Consider the following 22,731-nt stretch of genomic DNA (forward strand, 5'->3'; position numbering starts at 1 on the left):
GTCGCTCGGCTCACGCAGCCCCGTGGAGTACCGAAAGTCTCTGGGAATCGCTGTCTAATCCGTCCAAGTTTTCTGCCGCACCCCCGGGTGGTCAATTTTCGTCGCGCATCAACACGTCACAGCAAGAGTCAGGCCTTAGCTTGGCTTACATTCCTCTTAGCAAGGTCACCAACCAGATTGATAGCAGGGTTTTCAATCGCCCCCTGGCCCATAAAGCCAAACTAGAGCTGGTGCTGAGCCGGTTGTCCAGCCGCCAGGCCTAATGCAGCATGGAAATGAACCTCGGAGCAAAGTCATGACGAGATCTATAGTCCTACTGCTAACCATCGCAGCGCTCGCAATGCCAAATCCATCAATAGCCCAAGGGCGGGTCGAAAGGCCGAGAGACACTACTCGGCCTTCCGAGACAGGCGCCCAACAGGTAAAGCAATGCCTCCGAATTGCCCGAGAGATCGCGGAGCTATCGGATGCGGCAGATCAAGCACAGGCGGCCGGGGATATCGACAGTTTCAACGCGACAGTCGACCCTTATAACGCGGCCATTGCGAGGTGGAATGCCGGCTGCACGAGGCCTTACAACCCGGCTGATATGGTTCGGGCGGAGAATGAACTTGGGTATCGCCTGTGCCAGTACACGCAATCTCCGTGCCTGAGCGAGGCTGAGCGAGGCGAAATCCTGCTCGAAGAGAAGCGCAGGCTTCAGCAGGCCGAACGGAAAGGCCAGTAACTGATTTTCGTACGATGAAAAACTCGCATTACCCAAGGGGCCAGGATGAAGAAGTCGCTAGTCGGTGCGATCGTCGGCTTGTTACTGCTCGCATTTTATTGGTTTGAGTTCCGGCCTAGCGAGATTCGAAGCTCTTGTGCCGCGTCTTCTCGAGAAGAGGCAGGAAGGCTGGCAAGATCGCGCGCTGCCGCCGGTGAGTACACGGGGCTATCAAAGAAACAGCTTGACGAGGGTTGGTTCTATGCGGGAGACCAAGAGCGAGCCTACCAAGACTGTCTGAGAGCATCCGGCTTAAGGGGGCCGAAAGACAATCTTTAAAGGGGGGGGGTCGAAGCCGATCTCGGTCAACCAATTGGATTCCGCGGAGGAGGCGACAGCCCGCCGATTAACGGTCCGGGCTCTTTCCTGCCCGAGCAGTAGTTGGTGTCATATCCCTCCAGTGGTTGGGAGTTGGTGTCACACCCCTTCTGGACTGGGCCAGGATTTCAAGCCGCCTGAGAAGATTTCTCCATCCCGGCAAAGACTTGCCGAAACTGACATCGATTACTGAACCCCGACAGCGCCGCCCTCACCCCACCAGCAACCGCCACCCCAGCCACGCCGGGATGCCGAGGAAGTAGAGCGCCCGCGCCAGCGTGAAGACGCGGCTGCGCAGGGCGGCGGCGCGGGCCGGGGCCAGGCGCAGGGCGGCGAAGGTGGCGGCTTCGGCCAGCAGGCGCAGCGCCGCGGCCACCAGGGCCAGGCCCAGCATCCACGACAGCCACCAGATGCCCAGGCCCAGCCACCAGGCGCCCCAGCCGTGCACCTGGGCTTCGCCGAAGGTCCCGCCGAAGGTGATCACCTGGTGCAGGCGGAAGGCGATGGCCGCCGGCAGCAGCGGGAACAGGCCGAACTTGAGCCAGGGCTGGTCGAGCCAGCGCGCGCGGCCGCTGGCGCGCACCTGGTCGCGGCGGGCGTCGGCGGCGGCTTGGGGCCCTTCCAGCCGGGCCGGCGAACCGCCCGCGGCCAGCGCCGCCAGCAGGGCCACCGGATCAGCCAGCTGCAGCTGCTGGCGCCAGGCCTGGCCGGAGCCGAGTTGCAGCACCGCGCCGCTGCCCGGCCACGGCAGCCGCCAGGGCCGCAGGCCGACGATGGACGCCAGCGGGATCTCGACCTGCTCGCGCCGTGACGCCAGCACCAGTGCCTCGCCGCGCACCTGCCAGCGTGCGGCGCACCACCCGCGCAGCATCCACGCCAGCGCCACCGGCAGCAGCACCGCCAGCGCGAACCCCTGCAGCTGGCCCAGCGTGGCCACCTGCCAGCCCACGCGCAGCGCCATGTCCAGCGCCAGCCAGGCCAGGCCGAGGCCCGCCACGGTTTGCAGCGCGGCGATCGCCACTCGCATCGCCGGCGTCAGCAGCAACACGCGGTCGTCGCCGCGGTGCCGGGCCGGGCGGCGCGACCAAACCTGCAGCGCCCAGGCCAGCGCCCACAGCGCCAGCGCGACGGCCGCCGCGCGGCCCACCCAGTCGCCCCAGCGCACGGCCAGGGTCGGCGGCGGCGACAGCACCGGCAGCGGCGCGGTCAGCACCGCCTGGTCGTTGGCCGGCGTGGCGGCCAGCACTTCGCCGGACGGATCGACGATGGCGCTCAGGCCGGTCGTGGTCACGCGCAGCTGCGGCAGCCGCGTCTCGATGCTGCGGAAGGCCGCCACCGCCAGGTGCAGCTGCGCGCCGCGGCCGTCGCGGCTGAACCAGGCGTCGTTCGACAGGCCGATGATGGCCTGCGCGCCCAGGCGCGCACCGTCGATGGCCAGGGCCGGGCGCACGTCGTCCAGGCAGATCAGCGGCACCACTTCCACCTGGCGGCCGTCGGCGGTGCGCAGCGGCAGCACGCGCGCGCCGTCGCCGGGCTGCCAGCCGCCGGCCCAGGGCAACCAGCGCCGAAGCACCGGGCCGTCGAGCCAGGCCGGCACGTGCTCGGTCAGCGGGAAGGGATGCGTCTTGCGATAGGTGCCGAGGCGACCCGTGCGCGGCTCCAGGAACACCGCGGCGTTGTACTCGCCGGCGGCGTCGAGGTCGTAGGTGCCGAACACCAGCGGCAGGCCGATGGCGTCCACGAAGGCCTGGATCTCGGCGTCGAGCGCGGCGCCGTCTTCGCTGCGCGGGCTGCCGAAGGTGGTCGGGTACACCGTTTCCGGCCAGAGGATGACATCGGCGCCGTGCTCGCGCCGCGCCGACCACGACAGCGCGTAATGCGTGTCGAGTACGTGCCGCACCGCGCCGTAGGTGCCGCGCTCCTCGCGCAGGCTTGCGTAGTCACCCAGGTTGGCCTGCACCAGGGCCACGCGCAGCACCGGCGCGTCCTCGGGCAGGCCCGGCAGGCTCGCCAGGCGCCAGGCGCCATAGCCCGACCAGAAGGCCAGCAGCACCGCCACGGGAGCCAGCGTGCCGGCCACGCTGCGAAGGCCGCGCCGGCGACGCGCGATCGCCAGCGCGATGCCTTCGTTCACCAGCAGCAGCAGGAAGCTCAGCAGCGGCGCGCCGCCCAGGTCGGCGGCCTGGCGCAGCCAGGTGGCGCCGAGCAGGCCGTGGCCCAGGGTGTCGCCCAGCAGCTTGGGCCACAGCGCTTCGCAGGCCACCCACGCGGCGGCGGCGGCCAGCGCGCGCACGGCCGGGCCATGGCGGCGGCCGGCGAGTTCGCGCACCAGCGCATAAGCGATCCACTGCGGCTGCAGCAGCGGCGCGAGCAGCACCAGCGCGGTGAAGCCGCCCAGCGGGCCCAGCCCGGTGTAATCGCCGACGGCGGCGCCGAACCAGCCCAGCACCGCGGCGGTGAAGGCCACCGACATCGCCCAGCCGGCCACCAGCGCGCCGCGCAGGCCGCGCTCGCCGTCGAGCGCCAGCAGCCAGGGCACCAGCACCACCAGCCCGATCCACCAGGCCGCGCCGCCCAGCGAAAACACGAACAGCGCGAACGCGCTGAGCAGCAGGGCCAGCGGCAGGCGCGCACGAAGCAGGAAGGACCGGTCCATGGCCACGGGAAACTCCTTGGAAGAAATCAGGGTTTGTTCGGACGCACCCAGCGCAGCGGCAGGCCCTTGGGCGCCAGCTCGGGCGGCACCACGCCGTCGGCCGGCAGCGCGATCGGGTTGCCGCTGGCGTCGAAGAGCCGGGCCTCCGGCGTGAACATCAGGATCGCCTCGATCGGCTGGCCGTCGTCGCTGAACTGGTGGTGGCGCATGTAGCCCTCGGGCAGCTCGAAGTCCTCGGGCACGGCCAGGCCCTCGAGCGGCGGGCTGGTGCCCGGCGGGTTGAAGGCGCCCAGGCCCGTGCGGATACCGGCTTCGTGCAGCGCGGTGATCAGCTCGGCGCCGGTGGGTTCCGGGTCGCCGGGGCGGAAATGCACGGCCAGGTCGTTCGGATCCACGCTGGGCAGTTCAACCGGAATCTCGGGCGTGGTCATCGGGCGCAGCGGGCGGGCGGCCGGCTCCGGTGCCGGCGTGTTGGCCACCGGCGCGGGTTCCGGCGCGGGTGCGGCGGGCCACAGCACCCAGGCCAGGCCCGCACCGACCGCCAGCAGCGCCACCAGCGCGACGCCCGGCGTAAGCCGGGCGCCGCGTTGGCGCGGCGTGACCGTCACGCCGTCCGGGTCGGACGGCGTGCGCGGCGGCGGCTGGCTGGCCACGACCGGTGGCCCCCGTCCTCAGGGGCTGGCCGGGTTGTAGACCGACAGCGCCCAGCCCATGCGCTCATGGCCGGCGGTGTTCCAGACCGGGCTCTTGCCGCCGGCGAAGCTGGTGTAGCGCGGCGCCACGGTGCCCGAGCTGCCACCCCAGAGGCCGGCGCTGACGGTGCGGCCCAGGTAGGTCGGGTGCACGTCGTCGGACTGGATGTAGTCGTAGCTGGCGGTGGAGGTGGTGCGCTTGAAGTTGGCGTCGCGCAGGGTCGGCTTGAGGCTGCCGGTGATGCGGGCCACGTAGCTGGCCTCGGTTTCGCCGGCCACGTAGCGCAGCGCGTCGGAATCCACCACGCCGTCGCCGTTGGTGTCGAAGTCCGCGCCCATGTACTGGGCGAAGCTGTCGGCGCACTGGAAGCCCTTCTGGCGGGCGTATTCGCACATCCAGTAGTTCATCCTGGCGATGGCCGGCAGGAAACGGTCGCGCAGGTTCACCGTCTGGCCGGTGGAGGCGTCGCGGCAGCTGCTCTGCACGTTGTCGGCGTTGTAGCCCGGGTAGTACAGGTTGGAGATGACCTTGAGCCGGGTGTTCGGGTGCGCGTTGGCGTTGATGTAGTCCATCGCACGGGCCACGTTGGTCTTGCAGGCGTTCACCGCCGCGTCCAGGCCGGCGTAGTTGCAGGTGCCGGTCTGCGACTTGAAGGACGAACGGGCCTGCAGGCCGTCGTTGCCGCACATCTCGAAGGTCACCACGCGGGTGCTGGCGGCCTGCATGTAGGAACGCTCGGCGACGATCTTGTTCTGGTACACGTCCGAGGCGATGGCGCCCGACTTGGCGCGGCGCACGCTTTCGATGTCGGCGTTCCACAGCGCCGAGAGGTACTCGGCATCCACCGTCGGCGCCGCGTACAGGCCGGCGTTGCTGATCGAGCCGTTGTAGCCGGCGTAGATCGAATCGCCGTAGGCCACCACGCGGTACTTCGCGGTGGTGCCGGAGCGGTCGATGGTCCACGAAACGTTCTGGTTGAGCGTATTGGCCATCGTGGTGCCGCCGAAGGCGAGCAGCACGAGGGCGGGCAGGCACCGGCTGGCGGTACCGCGGAGCGACATCTTCATTCCCTGTCCCCTTGGTTGGTGTGGTGGTACGAAGTGGTGCGCAACGAAGCGGTCCCCCAACCGCCGCCCGGACGCTAGCGTATGGGTCGGGCCCCCGCAATGTGCGCTGCAGCACAAAACCGGGCCCGGGCGGGGCGGGCTTCCTGAACGGGCCGGCCGCCAGTTAGAGTGGGCGAACGGTGCCACGGGGGTGGGTCAATGGGCTTGGCGGGCCTGAAGGTGATGCTGGTCGAGGACCACGGGTTCCAGCGCCGGCTGGGGCTGCGCCTGCTCGCGGACCTGGGCCTGGACCACCTGCACGAGGCGGCCGACGGCTACCAGGCCCTGGACCTGCTGCGCGGCATGCCCGAACCGCCCGATGTGGTGCTGGTGGACCTGGACATGCCCGGCATGGACGGCGTCGAGTTTATCGGCATCGTCGCCCAGGAAAAGCTCGCCCACTCCATCGCCGTGGTCAGCGCCATGGAGCCGGCCCTGCTGCACACCGTGCAGGTGATGGCCAAGGCCTCGGGCCTGCGCGTGCTGGGCTGCATCGAAAAGCCGCTCACCCCGGGCAAGCTCACCACGGTGCTGTCCCTCTATGAAAGCGCGCCCGGCCCGGCCATCGCCGCCGCCGAGGTCGAGGTCACGCTCGAGCAGGCCCGCACGGCGCTGTCGCGTGGCGAGGTGACGGCCTGGTTCCAGCCGCAGGCCGAGTTCGGCAACGGCAAGATCGTCGGCGTCGAGGCGCTGGCGCGCTGGCGCCTGGCCGACGGGCGCATGGTGCCGCCGGTGGCGTTCGTGCCGCTGATGGAAGCCGGTGGCCTGGTCGACGAGCTCACCAGCCTGATGCTGGTGCAGGCCTGTGCCTGGTCCAAGCGCTGGCAGGCACGCGGCCTGGACCTGAAGGTCTCGGTGAACGTGTCGGCGCAGAACCTCACCGGCCCGGAAGTGGCCGACCGCTACGAGGCCATCCTGCGCGAGCACGGCGTCAGCCCCGAGCGCATCGTGCTCGAGATCACCGAAAGCTCGGTGATGAGCGACACCGCCCGCGGCCTGGGCATGCTCGCGCGCCTGCGCCTGAAGGGCTTCGGCCTGAGCGTGGACGATTTCGGCACGGGCTATTCCTCGCTCTCGCAGCTGTCGCAGATCCCCTTCACCGAGCTCAAGATCGACCGCGGTTTCGTCGCCGGCGCGCCCACCCAGCCGCGCAAGCGCGCCATGATCGAAACCAGCCTCGACCTGGCCAGGAAGCTCGGCCTGGCCGTGGTGGCCGAAGGCGTGGAAACCATCGAGGAATGGCAGCTGCTGGCCCAGCTGGGCTGCGACTACGCCCAGGGCTACCTGATTTCCGCGCCGGTGCCGGGCGAGCAGCTGCCCGACGCCATCCAGCGCTGGCGGCAGACGCAGCTCTAGGCCGCGATGGCGACGCCCGGCCGCCCCAGGTTCGGCATCCGGGTGCAGCTGCTGGGCCTGTTCGGCCTGTTGCTGCTCACCGGTGCGGCGGTGCTGGGCCTGGACGAGTACGAGCGCCAGCTCAACCAGCAGGTGCTGGTCGAACTCAAGGACGAATCCCTGGCCGGCCTGCGCCGCATCAAGGCGGTGTCCGACGCCTACGGCATGGACATCGTCGACACCACCTTCCGCGTGCGCAACGACCTGATCAGCTGGGAAGAGGGCGTGCAGGTGGTCGACCACGCCCGCCTGCGCATCCGCGACCACTGGCAGGCGCTGGAAAGCATGCCGCTGACCGAGGAGCAGGCGCAGATCTTCGCCCAGGTGGCGCGCGCCCGGCAGCGCGCCGACACGGCGGCCGAAACGCTGCGGCAGATCCTGCTGCAGAAGGACATCGTGGCGCTCGGCCGCTTCGCCGACACCGAGCTCTACCCGGCCATCGACCCGGTCACCACGCGGATGAAGCACCTGGGCGACCTGGAGATGATCGAGGCCGAGCAGAAAGTGCGCGCCCAGGCCAAGCGCGCCCAGCGCGCCGCCTGGATCCGCACCTCGCTGAGTTTCGCCACACTGCTGGTGGTGGCGCTGGTGGGCCGCAAGCTGCTGCGGAACATCTACAAGGGCGTGGAATCGCTGACCGCGCTGGCCCAGCAGATGCGCCGGCACGACTACCAGGGCAAGCCGCGCTACGAGCCCGAGGGTGAACTGGGCGAGGTGATGGACGCCTTCCTGGCCATGCGCGACGACGTGCGCAAGGTCGAGGCCGAACTCAACGAACAACTGGCCCGCAACGAGCAGGTGCGGGCGGCGCTGCAGGAGCGCGAGCTTTTCCAGCGCTCGCTGTTCGCCGCGGCGCGCGTCGCCATCATGTCCATGGACGGCGAGGGCCGCTTCACCAGCTTCAACCCGCAGGCCGAGCGCCTGACCGGCCACCGCGCCGACCAGGTCAGCGGCCGCGCCGGCCTGGACCTGCTGGTGCGCCCGGACGAGATCGAAAAGCTCTCGGCGCGGCTCACCGCCGCCAGCGACCAGCCGGTGCCGGCCGACGCGCGCCTGTTCACGCGCCTGATCGACCAGGCGCCCGAGCCGATGGAGCTGTGCTTCCTGCGCAAGGACGGCAGCGAGGTGCCGGTGCTGCTGGCCACTTCGGCCATGCGCGACGCCACCGGGCGCACGGTCGGCTACCTGGCGGTGGCCACCGACCTCACCCAGATCAAGCAGCTCGAGCAGCGCCTGCGCGCTTCCGAAGCACGCGCGCTGGAGGCCAGCGACGCCAAGTCGAACTTCGTGGCCGCCATGAGCCACGAGATCCGCACGCCGATGATCGGCGTCACCGGCATGCTCGAGGTGCTCGAGCACAGCCCGCTCGACGAGGAGCAGCGCCGCACCATCGAGGTCATCCGGCAGTCGGCGCGTTCGCTGCTGCAGATCATCGGCGACATCCTGGACTTCTCCAAGGTCGAGGCCGGCCGGCTCGAGCTCTCGCCCACCACCATCTCGCTGCCGCGGCTGCTGCAGTCCACCGTGGCCAACTTCAGCGGTTCGGCTTCGTCCAAGGGCCTGGTGCTGCTGTGCGAGGTGGACGACCGCATCGGCCCGGCCCACCGCGCCGACGGCCTGCGGCTGCGGCAGATCCTGTCGAACTTCCTGTCCAACGCCATCAAGTTCACCGAGAAGGGCGTGGTGGAGGCGGCGCTGGAATGGCAGGGCCGCGAGGGCGAGGGCGACCGCGTTTGCTTCCGCATCACCGACACCGGCATCGGCGTCACCGCCGAGCAGCAGGCGCGGCTGTTCCAGCCCTTCCAGCAGGCCGAGGGCAGCACCACGCGGCGTTTCGGCGGCACCGGCCTGGGCCTGGTGATCTCGCGCCGCCTGGCCGAACTGATGGGCGGCGAGATCCACATGGAAAGCACGCCGGGGGCCGGCACGACGCTGCGCCTGGTGCTGGTGCTGCCGCGTGGCCACGAGGAGGAGCTCGAGCCCGAGGCCGCGCCCGGCCCGGCCTCGGGCTTCCTGGCCCGGCCGCTGCCTTCGGTCGAGCAGGCGCTGGCCGAGCGCAGCCTGGTGCTGGTGGTGGACGACCACCCGACCAACCGCCTGGTCGTGGCGCGCCAGCTGGCCCTGGCCGGCTACGCCAGCGAAAGCGCCGAGGACGGCCGCAAGGGCCTGGAGGCCTGGCGCAGCGGCCGCTACGCGCTGGTGCTGTCGGACGTGCACATGCCCGAGATGGACGGCTACGAATTCGCCCGCGCGCTTCGCGCCGACGAGGCCGCGCGCCGGCTGCCGCGCACGCCGGTGGTGGCGCTCACCGCGGCGGCGCTCAAGGGCGAAGCCGAACGCTGCATCGCCGCCGGCATGGACGCCTACCTCGCCAAGCCGGTGTCGATCCCCGAACTGGTGGCCACGCTGCAGCGGTGGCTGCCGCACACCGTGCCGCTGGCCGGCGACGTGCGCGCCGCCGCGCCGCTGCCGCAGCTCACGGGCGATCCGCTGCCGCTGGACCCGTCGGTGCTGGCGCCGCTGACCGGCGGCGACCCGGAGGCGACGAAGGAAGTGCTGGACGATTTCCTGGCCACCACCGAATCGGACATGGCCCCGCTGCGCAGTGCCCGCGCCGGCGGCGACCTCGCCGCGCTGGCGCGGCAGGCGCACAAGGTGAAAGGCGCCGCGCGCCTGGTGGGCGCGATGCCGCTGGGCGAAGCCGCCGCCGCGGTGGAAGCGGCGGCCAAGGCCGGCGAATGGGACCAGGTGCTGCCCTGCGTCGCCGACCTCGAAACCGCCTTCGAGCGCCTCAAGCGCCATCTGGCGAACCAGGTTGATTTTATCCAACCAGGTTGAATTTGCCTGGGGCAAATTCAACCTGGTTGGATAAAATCAACCTGGTTCGTCGGCTTTCGTTGACGCTGGGGCGATTTGCGGCTCTCATTGGGCGCAACTGATCCACGGCGAGGCGAAACGTGTTCCAGATCAACCCGGCCTTTGCCGTCCCGCTGGTGATGGCCAGGCTCGACGATTGCCAGGCGCTCAACGCCGAACTGCGCGCGCTGTTCCTCGAGAAGGAAGCCCAGGGCGACAAGTACCGCAACCCCGAGCCGCTGGTGTACCGCAACGATGCCCTGTTCGAGAGCAACTTCCGGCTCTTCGACTGGCCGCAGCCCTGCATCGCCCAGCTGCGCACCTTCTGCCTGCGCAACCTCTACCGCGCCATCGGCGAGCTCAACGGCTACGACCAGGCGATGCTGCAGAAGCTGCACATCTCGGTCGAGTCGTGGTTCCACATCGCCCGCCGCGGCGGCTACTTCGGCGCGCACAACCACGCCATGCACTCGTGGTCGGGCGTGTACTGCGTCAAGCACGAGGACGACGACCCGAAGTCCAGCTCGGGCCTGCTCACCTTCATGTACCCCAACTCGGCCGCCTCGATGTTCCTGGACATGTCGCTGGCGGGCATGAAGGGCCAGTACGCGCTCAGCCCGCGCATGCTGCGGCTCGAGGCCGGCCAGCTGGTGCTGTTCCCCTCCTGGCTGCTGCACGAGGTGCTGCCCTACGACGGCACCAGCGAGCGCATCACCGTGGCCTTCAACGCCCGCTTCGCGCTCGAGGGCGCGCGCCCGGCCGAGGTGCCGCTGGGCTGAGCCCGGCGGCCGCGCCATGGATGCCTTCTGGCTGATCCTGGCGATGCTGGGGCTGGGGCTCGGCTTCCAGCACCTGCGCACCTTCCCGGACAACGCCGCGGAAGTGCTCAACAAGGTGGTGCTCTACGTCTGCCTGCCGGCGGCGGTGCTGCTGTACGCGCCGCGCCTGCAGCTGGGTGCCGGCGTGCTGGCAGTGGCGGCCGTGCCCTGGGCGCTGGTGGGCGTCACCGTGCTGGCCGTGGCCGGCCTCACGCGCCTGCTGGGCCTGCGTCGCGACGAGAAGGCGGTGCTGCTGCTGTGCGTGGCCCTGGGCAACACCAGCTTCCTGGGCTACCCGCTGGTGCGCGCCCTGCTGGGCGAAGACGCGCTGCCCTACGCGGTGGTGTACGACCAGTTCGGCGCCTTCCTCATCCTCTCCACCTTCGGCCTCTACGTGCTGGCGCGCTACGGCGGCGACGCCGACCCCACCGCGCGCGAGATCGGCCGCCGCATCGTCACCTTCCCGCCCTTCCTGGCGATGGTCTTCGGCCTGACGCTGATGCCGGCCGAGCCGCCCGCGTGGATCGCCGGGGGCCTGCAGCGCCTGTCCGATGCACTGCTGCCGCTGGTGGTGCTGGCGATCGGCCTGGGCCTGAAGCTGAAACTGCCGCGCGACGAGCTCAGGCCGCTGGCCGCGGGCCTCACGCTCAAGCTCGGGGTGATGCCGGCCGTCGCGCTGGCACTCGTGTGGCTGCTGCCGCTGGGTCTGGAGCCGGTGGCGCGCGACACCGTCGTGCTCGAATCCGCCATGCCGCCCATGGTCACCGCCGCCGCCTTGGCGATATCGCACAGGCTCGCCCCCGGCCTGGCGTCGGCGATGGTGGGCTACGGCATCCTGCTTTCACTCGCCACCCTGCCCGCCTGGACCTGGCTCCTCAAAGCCATGCCCCTGTAGGAGCGGCTCAGTCGGCGGGCACGGTGCGGCCGCGGGCCCACTCGCGCAGCGCGTTGACCTGTTCGGCCATCAGCACGCTCAGCGGGCGGGTGGCCTTCACTTCCGACAGCACGCGCGCCTCGTCGACCGGCAGGCCGTCGGCGTGCGCGGCGTAGAGCGCGCTCACCACGGCCTGCTCGATCTCGGCGCCGGAGAAACCGTCGGTGGCCTGCGCCAGCGCATCGAGCGAAAAGCCTTCCCAGTCCACCTCGCGGCGCGCCAGGTGCAGGCGGAAGATTTCGGCGCGGGCGCCGTGGTCGGGCAGGTCCACGAAGAAGATCTCGTCGAAGCGGCCCTTGCGCAGCAGCTCCGGCGGCAGGTCGTGGACTGCATTCGCGGTCGCCACCAGGAACACCTTCGACTTGCGCTCGGCCATCCAGGTGAGGAAATAACCCAGCACGCGCCGCGACACGCCGCCGTCCTCGCTGCTGCCGCTGGCGGCCAGGCCCTTCTCCAGCTCGTCGATCCACAGCACGCAGGGCGCCAGCTGCTCGGCCGAGGCCAGGGCGTCGCGCAGGTTCTTCTCGGTTTCGCCGTGGTACTTGTTGTAGAGCGTGCCGAAATCCAGGCGCACCAGCGGCACGCCGAAACCGCCGGCCACGGCCTTGGCCGCCAGCGACTTGCCGCAGCCCTGCACGCCCAGCAGCAGCATGCCCTTGGGCGGGTCCAGGCCCGGCGGCAGGTTGTCGGCGGTGAAGGCGGCGCGGCGCTGGTTCACCCAGGCCTTCAGGCGCGCGAGCCCGGCCACGTCGGCGAACTGCGCGGTGTCGTATTCGAAATGCAGGTGGCCGGACTTGTTGAGCAGCTCGAACTTGAGCTTGGCCAGCTCGGGCAGGTCGCCCAGGCGCAGGGCGCCGTCGCTGAAGATCAGGTGCCGCGCCAGCCGGCGCGCCTCGGTGAGCGACAGCCCGCGCAGGTTGCGCACGATGGCCTTGAGCGCGTCCTGGTCCACCTCGACCCGGCGGCCGCCGTGCTCGCGCATGTAGATCGCCGCCTCGTCCTGCACCACCTTCAGCAGCGCGCGTTCGTCCGGCAGGCGCAGGCTGAAGCGCACCGCCAGGTGCTCGAGGTCGGGCGGCAGCTCGATCTTCGCGCCCACCAGCACCAGGGTGTGCTCCTTGCTGCCGCGGCGCTCGAGCGTCTCGCGCAGCAGGCGCTGGGTGGTGGCGTAGCCCAGGTAGGGGTGGAAATCGAGAAGCAGGCAGACGCTGCGCTGGTCGAGCCCGCGGATGGCGCGGATCGTGGTGGTGGCGTCGGGTGGCGCCAGCGGCGGATCCTCGCCGTCGAGGTCGACGCGACGCAGACCCTCGGTGATCGACCAGCGGTACAGCGGCCGCCACACGTTCATCAGCAGGTGCCGGAACAGGTCCACCACCCGCCCCTCGTCCGGCGTCTCGATGACGATCAGCGCCGTGTTGGCGCGCACCAGCGAGGTCAGGTCCTGCAGCTCACTCATCGATGGTCCCCGGGCAAGAACGCCAAGGGTATCCAATTCGAAGCCCCTTGTAGGAGCGCCTTCAGGCGCGAATCTTTTGGCTTTGCCTTCGGCAAAGAAGGGATTCGCGCCTGAAGGCGCTCCTACAGGGTGGTCGCGAGGGCACGGGCGATGGCCAGGCCGGCTTCGCGGCCGTCGTTCACCGCGGTGACGACCAGGTCGGCGCCGCGCACGTTGTCGCCGCCGGCGAAGACTTTCGGGTGCGAGGTGGCGCCGGCGGGGCCGGTGGTGCGGATGCGGCCGGCGGCGTCGAGGGCGAGCCCGTGTTCGCCCCACCAGGGCGCGGGGCTGGCGCGGAAGCCGAAGCTGAGGATCACCACGTCGGCGGGCAGCACCTGCTCGCTGCGGGGTTCGAGCACCAAGCGTCCGTCGGCGCCGACCGAGCTAGCGGCCACGCGCACACCCGACACCGCGCCCTCGCCCTCGATGGCCAGCGGCTGGCGGTGGAACAGGAACTGCACGCCCTCGTCGCGCGCGTGTTTCACCTCGCGGCGCGAGCCGGGCATGTCGGCCTCGCCGCGGCGGTAGGCGCAGCTGACCTGCGCCGCGCCCAGGCGCAGGGCCGAGCGCACGCAGTCCATGGCCGTGTCGCCGCCGCCGAGCACCAGCACGCGCCGGCCGGCGAGTTCGAAGTTCTCGTCGGCGGCCATCCGCTCGCCGCGCTGGCGCCGTGCGTTCGCCACCAGGAAGGGCAGGGCCGAGAGCACGCCCGGCAAGTCCTGGCCGGGCAGGCCGGCGTCCACCGGCGTGGTGGCGCCCGTGCCCAGGAACAGCGCGTCGAAATCGCGCAGCAGCTCGCCGCCCAGCGCACCATCCACCTCGCTGCCGAGGTGGAAACGCACACCCATGCCCTCGAGCACCGCGCGCCGCGTGTCCATCACGTGCTTCTCGAGCTTGAAGGCCGGGATGCCGTAGCTGAGCAGGCCGCCGATCTGCGCGTGGCGATCGAACACGTGCGCCTCGATGCCCGCGCGCACCAGCCGGTCGGCGCAGGCCAGGCCGGCCGGCCCGGCGCCGATCACCGCCACGCGCCGGCCGGTGGGCCGCACCGCCGAAAGATCCGGCCGCCAGCCCTGGCGGAAAGCCTCGTCGACGATGTACTTCTCGATCGAACCGATCGTCACCGCCTCGAAGCCGGTGTTGAGCGTGCAGTCGCCCTCGCACAGCCGGTCCTGCGGGCAGACGCGGCCGCAGACTTCCGGCAGCGGGTTGGTCGAATGCGCCAGCTCGGCCGCTTCGAACAGCCGGCCCTCGCGCACCAGCGCCAGCCAGTCCGGGATGGGGTTGTGCACCGGGCACTTCCACTCGCAGTAGGGATTGCCGCAATCGAGGCAGCGGGCCGACTGTTCGGCCGCATCGCCGGCCTCGAAGCCGCCGTGGATTTCCTGCCAGCCCAGCACGCGCACGCTGGCCGGCACCTCGCGCGGCATGCGCCGCGGCAGCTCGAGGAACTGGAAGGGCCGGGCCTTCATGCCGCCCGCCGCAGCTCGTCGGCCAGCTGCTCGAGCGAGGCCGCCTTGGGCTTGACCAGCCAGAACCTGCCGGCGACGTCGCGGAAATCCTCCAGCAGGCGCGCGCCCCAGGTGCTGCCGGTGTGCGCCACGTGCTCGCGCAGCAGCCCGCGCAGGTGGTGGCGGTGGTGCTCCATGCCCTCGGGCGTGATGCGGTGCACGTCGATCAGCTCGTGGTTGTAGCGGTCGACGAAATCGCGGTCGAGGTCGAGCACGTAGGCGATGCCGCCGGTGAGGCCGGCGCCGAAGTTCAGGCCGGTGCGGCCCAGTACCGCCACCACGCCGCCGGTCATGTACTCGCAGCCGTGTTCGCCCACGCCCTCGACCACCGCCAGCGCGCCCGAGTTGCGCACCGCGAAGCGCTCGCCGGCGCGCCCGGCCGCGAACAGCTCGCCGCCGGTGGCGCCGTAGAGGCAGGTATTGCCCATGATCGGCGCTTCGTGCGCCGGCTGGCGCAGGCCCGGCGCGGGCCGCAGCACCAGGCGTCCGCCGGCCATGCCCTTGCCGACGTAGTCATTGGCCTCGCCGTCGAGCGTCAGGTGCAGGCCGGCGGCGTTGAAGGCGCCCAGGCTCTGCCCGGCCACGCCGCGCAGGCGCAGGTGCAGGGGCGCCTCGGGCAGGCCGGCGTCGCCGTGCACGCGGGCGATCTCGCCCGAAAGCAGGGTGCCCAGGCTGCGGTCGCGGTTGTTCACGCTGAACCCGAATTCGCCGCCGGCACCGGCGTGGATGGCGGCGCGGGTTTCCGCGAGCATGCGCGTGGCGAGCACCGCGGCATCGCGCGGCGGATTGCGCGCGTCGAGCACGTGGCGCGGCGCCTCGCCTTCGCCGCGGGCCGCGTCCAGGATGGGGCGCAGGTCCAGCCGGCGCTGGCGCGGCGTGTCGCCGGGCAGGATCTCGAGCAGGTCGGTGCGGCCGATCAGGTCCTCCAGCCGCGCCACGCCCAGCCGCGCCAGCCACTGGCGTACGTCGCCGGCGACGAAGCGGAAGAAGTTCATCGCCATCCCGGGCAGGCCGGTGAAGTGGTTCGCGCGCAGGCGCGGGTCCTGCGTGGCCACGCCGGTGGCGCAGTTGTTGAGGTGGCAGATGCGCAGGTAGCGGCAGCCCAGGGCCACCATCGGCGTGGTGCCGAAGCCAAAGCTCTCCGCGCCCAGGATCGCCGCCTTCACCACGTCCAGGCCGGTCTTGAGGCCGCCGTCCACCTGCACCCGCACGCGGCCGCGCAGGCCGTTGCGGCGCAGCGTCTGCTGCACCTCCGACAGGCCCAGTTCCCAGGGCGTGCCGGCGTGGTGGATGGACGAGAGCGGCGAAGCGCCGGTGCCGCCGTCGTGGCCCGAAATGGTGACCAGGTCGGCATAGGCCTTGGCCACGCCGGCGGCAATCGTGCCCACGCCGGCGTGCGAGACCAGCTTCACCGACACCAGCGCGTCCGGATTGACCTGCTTGAGGTCGAACACCAGCTGGGCCAGGTCCTCGATGGAATAGATGTCGTGGTGCGGCGGGGGCGAGATCAGGCCGATGCCGGGCCGCGCATGCCGCAGCGCGGCGATCATGGCGTTGACCTTGTGGCCCGGCAGCTGGCCGCCTTCGCCGGGCTTGGCGCCCTGGGCGATCTTGATCTGCAGCACCTCGGCGTTGACCAGGTAGCCAGGCGTGACGCCGAAGCGCCCCGAAGCCACTTGTTTGATCTTGCTGCGCTTCTCGGTGCCATGCCGCGCCGGGTCTTCGCCGCCTTCGCCGGAATTGCTGCGCCCGCCGAGCCGGTTCATCGCGATCGCTAGCGCCTCGTGCGCCTCGGGCGAGAGCGCGCCCAGCGACATGCCGGCCGAATCGAAGCGCGCCAGGATGGCTTCCTCCGGCTCCACCGCCTCGAGCGGGATCGGCGCCTCGTCCACGCGCAGCCGCAGCAGGTCGCGCAGCGCCGAGGGCGCGCGCCCGTCCACGTGCGCGGCGTAGGCGCGGTAGTCGGCCTCGTCGCCGCTGCGCACGGCGCGCTGCAGGCTGTTGATCACGTCGGGATTGAACATGTGGCTCTCGCCGCCGACCACCAGCTTGTGCCGCCCGCCCGGCGCCAGCTCCGGCGCCGGTGACCAGGCCTGCGCCGCCAGTTCCCGCGCCTCGGCCTCGAGTTCGGCGAAGCCCGCGCCCTCGATGCGGCTCACCGCGCCGGGGAAGCACACGTCCACCACCTCGCGCGCCAGCCCGACGATCTCGAACAGCATCGCGCCGCGGTAACTGGCGATGGTGCTGATGCCCATCTTCGAGAGGATCTTGAGCAGGCCCTTCTTGATGCCGCGCCGGTAGCTGCGGCCCAGTTCGGCCGGGGCGTTGCCGATCTTGCCGTCCACCACGCCGGCGCGGCCGAGCGCGGCGATGGTCTGGTAGGCCAGGTAGGGATACACGGCCGTGGCGCCCGCACCAATGAGGCAGGCGATGGCGTGGGCGCCGCGCGCCGCGCCGGTTTCCACCACCAGGTTGGCGCGGCAGCGCAGGCCGGCGTCGATCAGGTGGTGGTGCACCGCGCCCGTGGCCAGCAGCGCCGGCACCACGGCGCCGCCGGGTTCGGGGTAGCGGTCGGACAGCATCACGATGGCGGCGCCGTCGCGCACCGCCGTTTCGGCTTCGGCCTGCAGCCGGCGCAGCGCCGCCTCCAGCGTTTCATCGGCGCGCAGGTGCAGGTGCAGCAGCGCGTGCGCGCCGGCGAAGCGCGGCATCGCCAGCAGCTGGCGCAGCTTGCGCTGGCTCAGCAGCGGCGAGTTGAGCAGCACCTGCACGGCGTTGTCGGGGCCGTCGTCGAAGACGTTGCCCTCCGGCCCCATCTGCGTGGCCAGCGACATCACCACCTGCTCGCGGATCGGGTCGATCGGCGGGTTGGTCACCTGCGCGAAGGCCTGGCGGAAGTAGTCGTGCACCGGGCGGATCTGGTGGCTCATCACCGCCAGTGGCGTGTCGTCGCCCATCGAGCCGGTGGCTTCCTGCTCGGTTTCGGCCAGCACGCGCAGCTCGGCCTCGCGCTCCTCGCGGGTGAGCTGGAACAGCACCTGGAAGCGCCGCAGCGTGGGCGCGTCGAAGGGTTCGGCGGCCAGCGAGGGGTCCACCAGGCTGGTGCCCAGGTATTCCACGCCCTGCTTGAGCCAGGCCTTGTACGGCGCGCGCGCCTTGTTGATGGCGTCGATGTCCTCGCTGCCCAGCATGCGCCCGCGTTCGAAGTCCACCGCCAGCATCTCGCCCGGGCCGAGCCGGCCGCGTGCCGCCACGCGGGCCTCGTCCACGTCCACCACGCCGGCCTCGGAGGCCACCACCAGCAGCCCGTCGTCGGTCAGCAGCCAGCGCGCCGGGCGCAGGCCGTTGCGGTCGAGCGTGCAGGCGGCGTAGCGCGCGTCGCACATCACGATGCCGGCCGGGCCGTCCCAGGGGTCGGACGAGAGGCCGTGGTACTCGTAGAAGGCTGCCAGGTCCGGGTCCTTGTACTCGAGCGACGAGGTCGCCGGCGGCACCAGGATGCGGATGGCCTGCAGCAGGTCCATGCCGCCGGCCAGCAGCAGCTCGAGCAGGTTGTCCAGGCTCTGCGAGTCCGAGCCTTCCATCGCCACCAGCGGCTGCAGCGCGGCCAGGTCGAAGTGCGGCGTGCGCCAGTGCGCGGCGCGGGCGCGGGCCCAGCTGCGGTTGCCGGTGATGGTGTTGATCTCGCCGTTGTGCGCCAGCAGTCGGAAGGGCTGGGCCAGCTTCCAGGCCGGCGCGGTGTTGGTGGAGAAGCGCTGGTGGAACAGCACCGCCGAACTGGCCAGCTCCGGCCGCGCCAGGTCCGGGTACAGCGCCGGCAGCGCGGACGGCAGCACCATGGCCTTGTAGGCCAGCGTCGCCGGCGACAGCGAGGCCACGTAGAAATCCGGGTCCTGCGCCCGGGCCTGCTCGGCCGCGCGCCGGGCCAGGAACAGCCGCCGGCTGAAGTCCGCGCCGTCGCCGCCCGGCGGCGCGCGCACGAACACCTGCGCCACCCGCGGCATGCCGGCCCGCGCCACCGGCCCGCAGGCCGCCTGCGCCATCGGCACCGTCCGCCAGCCCGACACCCCCAGGCCCTGCGCCGTCAGCGCGGCGTCGAGCGCCGCGCGGCCGGCATCGGCGCGCGCGTCATCGTCGGGCAGGAAAACCATGCCGCAGGCGTCGCCCGGGCCAAAGGCCAGCCCGGCCTCGGCGGCGATCGCGGCCAGGAAGGCCTGCGGGCGGCGCAGCAGCAGGCCGCAGCCGTCGCCGCTGCGGCCATCGGCGGCCACCGCACCGCGGTGGGTGAGGCGGTCGAGCGCCACCAGCGCCGCATCCACCAGCGCCCGCGACGGCGCGTCGTCGAGCCGGGCGACCAGCCCGAACCCGCAGCTGTCGCGCTCGAAGGCCGGGGAATAGAGCCCCTGGGCCGGCGATGTGCGCATGCGCCCCCCGTGGAAACGGTGTGTCACCCCACGCTCACACACGCGTCTAGAGTTTCTGCTCGGCAACCTTCCCCGGCCGCCGCCGGCCGGGGTAGAGTGGCCCCACGTCCCGCTGCGGAGCCCGGCATGCGCACGATCCTGGTCGCAAGTTCGAAGGGAGGCGCCGGCAAGTCCACGGTCGCCACCAACCTGGCGGCGCACTTCGCGCTCGAGGGCAAGGCCACGGCCATCCTCGACGCCGACAAGCAGAAGTCCTCGACGCACTGGTGCGAAAAGCGCGCCCAGATGGCCTCGGCCGTGCTGCCGCTCGATGGCTGCCGGCGCAACTGGGACAAGCACCTGCCCGAGGGCATCCAGCGCCTGGTGGTGGACGCCGCCGCCGGCGCCATGGGCCCCGACCTCACCGCCGTGCTCGACATCGCCGACGCGGTGGTGGTGCCGGTGCTGCCCTCGGCCATCGACATCGAGGCCACCGTGCCTTTCCTCGACAGCCTGGTCGCCCATCCGCGGGTGAAGAAGGGCAAGCTGCCCGTCGGCCTGGTCGGCAACCGCCTCAAGCCCTGGACCAGCGCGTCGCAGCAGGCCATGGAGCAGCTGCAGGCCTGGCCGTATCCGCTGGTGGCCCAGCTGCGCGACACCCAGGCCTACGTGCTGCTGGCCGGCCTGGGCAAGTCGGTGTTCGATTACCACTCCGAGCAGGTGCGCAGCCACCAGGACGACTGGGCGCCGCTGCTGAAGTGGCTGAGAAAATCCCTCTGAGCCGACAAGGACCGTCATGCGCGAACTGATCCTGCTGCGCCACGCCCACGCCGAACCGGCCGCCCCCGGCCAGGACGACCTCGACCGCCCGCTGTCGCTGCAGGGCCAGGCCGAGGCCGAGGCCGCCGGGCGCTGGTTGCGCGAGCACGGCTACCTGCCCGACCGCGTGCTGGTGTCGCCGGCGCGGCGCACCCGCGAGACCTGCGAGACGGTGATGGCCGCGCTGGGCTACGTCGAGTGCCGGCAGGAGCCGCGCATCTACGACGCCACGCCGGGCCGCCTGATGCAGGTGGCCGACGACAACCGCGACCAGGCGCGCCTGCTGATGGTCGGCCACAACCCCGGCTTCGAGCAGCTGGCGGCCCTGCTGTCCTCGGGCCAGTCGGGCGATTTCCGCGGCATGCCGGCCGGCGCCGTCGCGGTGCTGCAGATGCCCGAGGACGCCGGCTTCGAGCCCGGCATCGCCCGGCTCACCGCCTTCTGGTGGCCCTGAGCGGATGAACCCGCGCGCCGGGCTGGTCCTGGCGGCCTCCCTGCTGCTGCCTGCGGCGGCCGCGGCCCAGGCACCAGGGCCGGAACCGGCGCCCCAGCTAGACAGCCAGCAGTCGCGCGCCACCATCGAGGTCGACCTGCGTGTCGGTGGCCGGGTGGAGGGCGTCTTCGGCCGCCTCGAGGGCGAACTCGAACGCCTGCCCGGCGGCCAGCTCAAGGTCTCGGTGCGGCTCGACGCCCAGGGCCTGGTGCTCGACGGCCCGGAATGGATGGCGCGCTCGATGCGCTCGCCCAAGTTCCTCGACGTGCAGGCCCACCCCTGGATCCACTTCCGCTCGGCGCCCTTCGAGCCCGCCCTGGTCGAAGCCGGCGGCGTGATGGCCGGCGAGCTCGAGCTGCGCGAGGTGCGCCGGCCCGTGCGTTTCGAGGTGGACCCGGAAAGCTGCGACGCCCCCGGCTACGACTGCGACATCCACGTTTCGGGCGAGGTCAGCCGCCGCGAATTCGGAATGGACGCTTACCGGGTGTGGCTCAAGGACGAAGTAGGCTTCGACTTCCGGGTGCGCCTGCGGCAACCTGAGCCGCGATGAACCTGCGCCTGCCCCTGCTGCTTTGCCTGCTGCTGCTGGCCTCCGGCTGCGCCACCATCAGCCCGGAACAGCGGCGCGCGGCCTTCGACGCCGTCGAGGCCGCGCATGCCGTCGCCGAATCGTGCACCGACCCGGGCGACGCTGCCTGCCGGCCGGTGGACTCGCCCCTGCTCGCCCTGGGCGAGCAGGCGCTGGCCGCCTCCGCGCCGGGCGCGCCGCGCCACCACGTCACCCTGCTCGAGCGCGGCCAGGACGCGCTGGTGGCGCGCGTGCACCTGATCCGCGCCGCGCGCGAGAGCATCGAACTGCAGAGCTTCATCTACGACACCGACGAAAGCGGCCTGCTGGTGCTCGAGGAGCTGCTGGCGGCGGCGCGCCGCGGCGTGAAGGTGCGCGTGCTGCTCGACCAGCTCTACGGCCTGCCCAACCCCGGCCTGCAGGCCAGCCTGGCCGGCGCGCACCCGAACTTCGAGCTGCGCCTGTACAACCCCACCTTCAACGAAGCCAAGACCCAGCAGCTCGAGTACGCCGCCGGCATCCTGTGCTGCTTCGGCGACTTCAACCGGCGCATGCACACCAAGCTGCTGCTGGTGGACGGCCACACCGGCATCACCGGCGGCCGCAACATCCAGGACCGCTACTTCGACTGGGGCCCGAGCTACAACTACCGCGACCGCGACATCCTGGTGGCCGGCCCGGTGGCCGCCGCCATGCGCGGGAACTTCGAGTCCTTCTGGACCTTCGAGCGCAGCCGCCAGGCCCAGGCCCTGCGCGATGTCTCCGAGCGCTTGGCCAACGCCGGCTCGCCGCCGCATCCCTACCTCGACCCGGGGCGCGAGAAGTCGCCGCGCGTGCAGGCCATGCAGGCGCTGTCGGCCAATGGCACGGCGGTGTGGGAGCGTCTGGCCCCGCTGACGCTCGAGGTCGGCCAGGTCGACTTCCACGCCGACCTGCCCAACAAGCACGTGGGCGGCCAGAAGGCGCACGAGGACGCTTCGGTGGCCATGCGCGACCTGGTCGAATCCACCCGGTCCGAGCTAGTGCTGCAGACGCCCTACCTGGTGCTCTCGCGCGAGGCGCGCCGGCTGTTCCGGCTCATGCACCGGCGCGAGGACCCGCCGGCGGTGTGGATCTCGACCAATTCGCTGGCCGCCACCGACGCCTTCCCGGTGTACGCGATGAGCCACAAGTACAAGCGGCTCTACCTGCGCGAGCTGGGTTTCCGCATCCGCGAGTACAAACCCTATCCGGCGAAGTCGCCGATCGAGGTGGCGGCCACCGGCGCCCTGGGCCCGAGGATGGCCACGCTGCCGATCTTCGGCTCGGGCTCGGCCGGTTCGGCCTCGGGGCCGGTGCCGCTCAAGCGCGCCGGCGTGCGCGTGGGCCTGCATGCGAAGTCGATCGTCATCGACGACCGCATCGGCGTGGTGGGCAGCCACAACTTCGACCCGCGCTCGGACAACCTCAACACCGAGTCGATGGTGGTGGTGCACGACCACGAATTCGCCGTGGCGCTGCGCGCCAGCATCGAACTCGACATGCAGCCGCAGAACGCCTGGACCATCGCCCGGCGCGAGAAGCCGCCGATCTTCTCGGGCCTGAGCTACAGCCTGGGCAAGCTCTCGGAGAAGCTGCCGATCTTCGACATCTGGCCCTTCCCCTATGCCAGCAGCTTCGAGCTGCGCGAGGGCTGCAACCCGCTGCCGCCCGAGGACCCGGGTTTCTACGACTGCCACGAGGACGTGGGCGCCTTCCCCGAGGTCGACCTGCCGCTCAAGACCGTCTACACCCGCATCGTGACGGCCTTCGGCGCCGGCCTGGTGCCGATTCTCTGAGCCGGCGGCGGCCCGGTGGCCCCGGCCCGGAACCGCGTTCGATTGACGCTGCCGGCGGGCCGGCCTAGGCTGGCCGTCCTTGT

15 protein-coding genes are annotated in these 22,731 nt (G+C 71.3%); 9 read left to right on the forward strand and 6 right to left on the reverse strand.

What is annotated here, in order from left to right; genetic code table 11:
• The coding region (locus tag ABS41_RS02655; RefSeq protein WP_290590158.1) for a hypothetical protein at positions 1–263 on the forward strand (263 nt) is incomplete at its 5' end.
• A 1,032-nt stretch (positions 264–1,295) separates the two neighbouring features.
• Here ABS41_RS02655 and lnt read toward each other — a convergent pair.
• Genes lnt through ABS41_RS02670 form a run of 3 tightly spaced genes read right to left on the reverse strand, consistent with a single transcriptional unit; the run spans position 1,296 to position 5,500 of the window.
• A complete protein-coding gene (gene lnt / locus ABS41_RS02660; RefSeq protein ID WP_290590160.1) occupies positions 1,296–3,740 on the reverse strand; it encodes an apolipoprotein N-acyltransferase in 2,445 nt (814 codons plus the stop codon).
• A gap of 26 nt (positions 3,741–3,766) precedes the next feature.
• Positions 3,767–4,393 carry a hypothetical protein gene (locus ABS41_RS02665; protein ID WP_290590162.1) on the reverse strand — a complete coding sequence of 209 codons (627 nt, stop codon included), beginning with the start codon at positions 4,391–4,393 and terminating at the stop codon, positions 3,767–3,769.
• An 18-nt stretch (positions 4,394–4,411) separates the two neighbouring features.
• Positions 4,412–5,500 (reverse strand): SGNH/GDSL hydrolase family protein, encoded by a 1,089-nt coding sequence (locus tag ABS41_RS02670; protein ID WP_290590165.1) that lies wholly within the window; start codon positions 5,498–5,500, stop codon positions 4,412–4,414.
• 198 nt (positions 5,501–5,698) lie between these two features.
• Here ABS41_RS02670 and ABS41_RS02675 point away from each other — a divergent pair, with 198 nt between their 5' ends.
• From ABS41_RS02675 to ABS41_RS02690, 4 genes are all read left to right on the forward strand, one after another.
• Positions 5,699–6,895 carry an EAL domain-containing response regulator gene (locus tag ABS41_RS02675; protein ID WP_290590168.1) on the forward strand — a complete coding sequence of 399 codons (1,197 nt, stop codon included), beginning with the start codon at positions 5,699–5,701 and terminating at the stop codon, positions 6,893–6,895.
• 6 nt (positions 6,896–6,901) lie between these two features.
• Positions 6,902–9,772 carry an ATP-binding protein gene (locus tag ABS41_RS02680; RefSeq protein WP_290590171.1) on the forward strand — a complete coding sequence of 957 codons (2,871 nt, stop codon included), beginning with the start codon at positions 6,902–6,904 and terminating at the stop codon, positions 9,770–9,772.
• Between the two features lie 119 nt (positions 9,773–9,891).
• A complete protein-coding gene (locus ABS41_RS02685) occupies positions 9,892–10,569 on the forward strand; it encodes a putative 2OG-Fe(II) oxygenase (RefSeq protein ID WP_290590175.1) in 678 nt (225 codons plus the stop codon).
• Positions 10,570–10,585: 16 nt separating this feature from the next.
• A complete protein-coding gene (locus tag ABS41_RS02690) occupies positions 10,586–11,503 on the forward strand; it encodes an AEC family transporter (RefSeq protein ID WP_290590177.1) in 918 nt (305 codons plus the stop codon).
• Positions 11,504–11,510: 7 nt separating this feature from the next.
• Here the strand turns inward: ABS41_RS02690 and ABS41_RS02695 are convergent, their stop codons facing one another.
• From ABS41_RS02695 to gltB, 3 genes are all read right to left on the reverse strand, one after another.
• Positions 11,511–12,998, reverse strand: coding sequence for an AAA family ATPase (locus ABS41_RS02695; protein WP_290590179.1), 1,488 nt, complete (start codon positions 12,996–12,998; stop codon positions 11,511–11,513).
• Between the two features lie 122 nt (positions 12,999–13,120).
• On the reverse strand, positions 13,121–14,509 hold the full coding sequence (locus ABS41_RS02700; protein ID WP_290590181.1) for a glutamate synthase subunit beta: 1,389 nt from the start codon (positions 14,507–14,509) through the stop codon (positions 13,121–13,123).
• Positions 14,506–18,972, reverse strand: a complete 4,467-nt coding sequence (gltB, locus tag ABS41_RS02705; RefSeq protein ID WP_290590183.1) for a glutamate synthase large subunit — start codon at positions 18,970–18,972, stop codon at positions 14,506–14,508. Before gltB ends, ABS41_RS02700 begins: the two co-directional genes overlap by 4 nt.
• A 126-nt stretch (positions 18,973–19,098) precedes the next feature.
• Between gltB and ABS41_RS02710 the strand changes: the two genes are divergently transcribed.
• The 4 genes from ABS41_RS02710 to ABS41_RS02725 are packed head-to-tail and all read left to right on the forward strand — an operon-like array spanning position 19,099 to position 22,648.
• The gene (locus ABS41_RS02710; RefSeq protein WP_290590186.1) at positions 19,099–19,731 is read left to right on the forward strand and encodes a ParA family protein; all 633 of its coding nucleotides are present in this window, start codon (positions 19,099–19,101) and stop codon (positions 19,729–19,731) included.
• A 16-nt stretch (positions 19,732–19,747) separates the two neighbouring features.
• Positions 19,748–20,224: a histidine phosphatase family protein gene (locus ABS41_RS02715; protein WP_290590189.1), complete on the forward strand. Its 477-nt coding sequence runs from the start codon at positions 19,748–19,750 to the stop codon at positions 20,222–20,224.
• Between the two features lie 4 nt (positions 20,225–20,228).
• Positions 20,229–20,813, forward strand: a complete 585-nt coding sequence (locus ABS41_RS02720) for a YceI family protein (RefSeq protein WP_290590192.1) — start codon at positions 20,229–20,231, stop codon at positions 20,811–20,813.
• A complete protein-coding gene (locus tag ABS41_RS02725) occupies positions 20,810–22,648 on the forward strand; it encodes a phosphatidylserine/phosphatidylglycerophosphate/cardiolipin synthase family protein (RefSeq protein ID WP_290590195.1) in 1,839 nt (612 codons plus the stop codon). Before ABS41_RS02720 ends, ABS41_RS02725 begins: the two co-directional genes overlap by 4 nt.
• The last annotated feature ends 83 nt before the right edge of the window (positions 22,649–22,731 follow it).

Origin of the sequence: Arenimonas sp. SCN 70-307 (genome assembly GCF_001724815.1) — a bacterium.
In the GTDB taxonomy this organism is placed as follows: Bacteria; Pseudomonadota; Gammaproteobacteria; order Xanthomonadales; family Xanthomonadaceae; genus Arenimonas.